Origin of the sequence: Streptomyces sp. NPDC005899 (assembly GCF_040629645.1) — a bacterium.
Classification (GTDB): Bacteria; Actinomycetota; Actinomycetes; order Streptomycetales; family Streptomycetaceae; genus Streptomyces.
Genome location: NZ_JBEXWB010000527.1, coordinates 1 through 3,106, shown reverse-complemented (window position 1 = coordinate 3,106; position 3,106 = coordinate 1). Strand labels below are relative to the sequence as shown.

At 71.7% G+C, this 3,106-nt stretch carries 4 protein-coding genes and 1 pseudogene; 2 read left to right on the top strand and 3 right to left on the bottom strand.

Annotated elements, in window-relative coordinates; translation table 11 throughout:
* Positions 1–72: 72 nt before the first annotated feature.
* Positions 73–459, bottom strand: a complete 387-nt coding sequence (locus ABZ371_RS30915) for a VOC family protein (protein ID WP_358685886.1) — start codon at positions 457–459, stop codon at positions 73–75.
* A gap of 240 nt (positions 460–699) precedes the next feature.
* Between ABZ371_RS30915 and ABZ371_RS30910 the strand changes: the two genes are divergently transcribed.
* Positions 700–1,236, top strand: coding sequence for an isochorismatase family cysteine hydrolase (locus ABZ371_RS30910; RefSeq protein ID WP_358685884.1), 537 nt, complete (start codon positions 700–702; stop codon positions 1,234–1,236).
* Between the two features lie 68 nt (positions 1,237–1,304).
* A complete protein-coding gene (locus ABZ371_RS30905) occupies positions 1,305–1,931 on the top strand; it encodes a DUF6328 family protein (protein ID WP_358685881.1) in 627 nt (208 codons plus the stop codon).
* Positions 1,932–1,962: 31 nt separating this feature from the next.
* Here the strand turns inward: ABZ371_RS30905 and ABZ371_RS30900 are convergent, their stop codons facing one another.
* Positions 1,963–2,793, bottom strand: a complete 831-nt coding sequence (locus tag ABZ371_RS30900; protein WP_358685879.1) for a VOC family protein — start codon at positions 2,791–2,793, stop codon at positions 1,963–1,965.
* Positions 2,794–2,894: 101 nt separating this feature from the next.
* Positions 2,895–3,106 (bottom strand): annotated as a pseudogene (locus ABZ371_RS30895) (hypothetical protein); the annotation flags it as partial.

Sequence of the window (3,106 nt, the reverse complement as noted above, 5' to 3'; positions counted from 1 at the left end):
GTGCCTTGAGCCGGGCGGACCTCGTGCCGGCGGCCCGTGTCCCCCGGCGCCGGGGGACACGGACCGCTGCCGCTACGACCAGCCGCCGTACGGGCGGGTGATGAGTTCCATCCCGTGACCGCTGGGATCGGGGAAGTACACGCCGCGCCCGCCGTCGTTGTGGTTGATCTCCCCGGGGTGCCTGCGGTGGGGGTCGGCGTAGTAGGGGATGCCCATGGCTTTGACGCGGTCGAAGGCCGTATCGAACTCCGCCTCCGAAATGAGGAACGCGTAGTGCTGCTCGGTGATCGATCCGGCGGGAACGGTCGCGAAGTCCAGCGTGACGCTGTTCGCCAGGACGACCGGAATGAAAGGTCCCCATTCCCTTCCGGGGGTGAGGTCCAGGACGTACGCCAGGAACTCCGCGGATTCGCGGTTGTCCCGGCACTGGATGATGGTGTGATTCAACTCGACCGACACTGTGGAATGCCTCCAACGGGCATCTCACGGGCTACCTCCACGCCTCACCCGGCCGGTGACCGACGCGCGATGCCGTACGGACGATCTTAAACGGCCCGGCCGCCGGACGTCGAGGTGCGCCCGGAACACACCGTCCACCGGGTACCGGCGCGTCTCCCCGGAAACCCGCCCGTACGGTCGTGTCGCGTCCGCGGCGCTCCCGCTGTGGTGAACGGTCCGTCGGATGCCACCATGGAGGGCATGGGAAAGCGCGCCGTCATCGTCATCGACATGATCAACAGCTACGAACACCCCGACGCCGACCTCCTTCTCCCGTCGGTCAGACGGATCACTCCGGCGATCGCCCGGCTGATCGAGCGGGCCAGGGCCGCCGAGCTCCCGGTGATCTACGTCAACGACAACTTCGGAGAGTGGCGTTCCCATCACGGCGAGATCGTCGACCAGGCTCTCGCCGGCGCCCATCCGGAACTCGTCGAGCAGGTACTCCCCGACGAGTCGTCCCTCTTCGTGGTGAAAGCCAGGCACTCGGCCTTCTACGAGACGCCGCTGGCCTACCTCCTGAACCAGCTCGACGTGGACGAGGTCGTCCTGTGCGGTCAGGTGACCGAACAGTGCGTCCTCTACTCCGCACTGGACGCGCACATCCGGCACATCGGTGTCACCGTCCCCGAGGACGCCGTGGCCCACATCCACGCCGACCTCGCAGAGGCGGCGCTCGTGATGATGCGGCGCAACATGGGGGCGGAGATCCGGACGGTGGACACCGTGGGATTCTGACCGGCGGGATTCACGGACCGGCCGCGGGGAACGAGTAGCACCTCGTGTACGACGTGGCGGAGGCACCGATGGGACACATACCGGCGGACGGCGGCACCGAGCAGGACGGCGGCACCGAGGAGGAGGGGGCCGGCGAACGGGGCGGGGCCGGAAGACCGGCGGTCAACCCGGTCAGCGGCCGGCGCGAGACCGAGGAGGAGCGGGCGGACCGGCGGTGGGGCGACCTGCTCCAGGAACTGCGGGTCGCCCAGACGGGGGTGCAGATCCTCTTCGGCTTCCTGCTCGCCGTCGTCTTCCAGCCGCGCTTCGCCGATCTGTCGACCACCGACCGCAACATCTACGTGGTGACGGTCATGCTCGGTTCCGCCACGGCCGCGGCCCTGATAGGGCCCGTGTCCTACCACCGGCTGCTCACCGGGCGGAGGATGAAGCCGCAGACGGTCACCTGGGCCTCGCGCATGACGAAACTGGGGCTGGGCCTCCTCTTCTGCACCATGTGCAGCACGCTGCTGCTCATCCTGCGGGTGGCGCTGCACAACGTGGTGGCCCTGTGGCTCGTGGGTGCGATGGCCGTGTGGTTCCTGGCCTGCTGGTTCGTGTTCCCCGTGTGGGCCATCGCCCGGGGCGACGGCAGGAACCCGCGCGGCGGGGGCCGGGACGGCGGAGACGAGGACCGGACCGGCACCCGGTCCTGAGCCGGCCGCCCGGTTCCTGCCGCCGGCCCGCTCACCCCTCCGGTACCGAGTCCGCGGGACTGCGTACGTCCGTCACCGTGAACAGCCCGCCGTCCGGGTCACGCAGCGTCGCCTCGGTACCGTGCGGCACCGCCCGCCGCTCCATGAGGACGCCTCCGTGCCGTTCCGCCGTGCGGACCGTCGCCGCGACGTCGGCCACCGGGAACTGCACCTGCCAGTGCGGGCGCACCACGGGGTCGGGCGCGGCTTCGACCGCCCCGGAGCTGATACGGGCCAACGGGCGGCCGCCGCAGCGCACCAGTACCTCGTCCTTGACGTACGCGACCTCGCAGCCGCCCGGCTCCCCGCTCGCCCAGTCGAGCACCTCGCCGTAGAAGATGGCGGCGTCGAAGGCGTCCCTGGTGCGCAGCCGGAGCCAGGCGTGCGCCCGGTGACCGGACGGCGGGAGGGACGCGGCCCGGCCGGCCCACTCCCAGACACCGAAGGACGCGCCGTGACGGTCGGAGGCCAGCAGCGCACGGCCCACGCCGATGGTCAGCGGGCCCACGGCCACCGTGCCGCTGCGCTCGCGGATACGCGCCGACGCGACGTCGGCGTCCCGGACCGAGAAGTACGGTGTCCAGGCCACCGCCACCTGGTAGGCGGAGGCGACCGCGCCGATCCCCGCCACCGGGACACCGCCGGAACAGGCCATGGCGAAGTCCCTGCCCAGCGGGGCCGCACGGAAGGTCCAGCCGAGGACGGCGCCGTAGAAGCGCTCCGCGGCCGGAAGTTCGTGGGTGACGAGATGGACCCAGCACGGTGCCGTGGCGCCGGTCAGCGGCGCCGGCTCCGGCGTCGTCGGAGGTTCGCTTGCGGTCATGGTCCCTCTGCCTCGTCCGTCGTGCGGCACGACGTCGTCGGTGCCGCGGGGCCACGACCAGCCTGGGTCGCTCCCGCACCTCCCGCAACACGCGGCTGTGGTCACACACCGCCGCGCGGGGGAGCGGCCTCGGACAGCAGGGCGGGCGAGCCGGAAAGGAGCCCGCCCACGCCCTTGGCGCCCGCGATCACGATGTTGGCCGCGAGGGCGACCAGAACGGTGACGCGGGTCCTGCGGTCCGCCTCCGGCCCGCGCGCCAGGCCCCCGTCTCCGGATTCCCGGGCCGGCCGGGGGGCGCCGACGGGCCCGGACG

Excerpts from the sequence above, each read along its gene's own strand:
- ABZ371_RS30910 (WP_358685884.1), top strand. The coding sequence starts at position 700 with ATGGGAAAGCGCGCCGTCATCGTCATCGACATGATCAACAGCTACGAA.
- ABZ371_RS30905 (WP_358685881.1), top strand. The coding sequence starts at position 1,305 with ATGGGACACATACCGGCGGACGGCGGCACCGAGCAGGACGGCGGCACC.
- ABZ371_RS30900 (WP_358685879.1), bottom strand. The coding sequence starts at position 2,793 with ATGACCGCAAGCGAACCTCCGACGACGCCGGAGCCGGCGCCGCTGACC.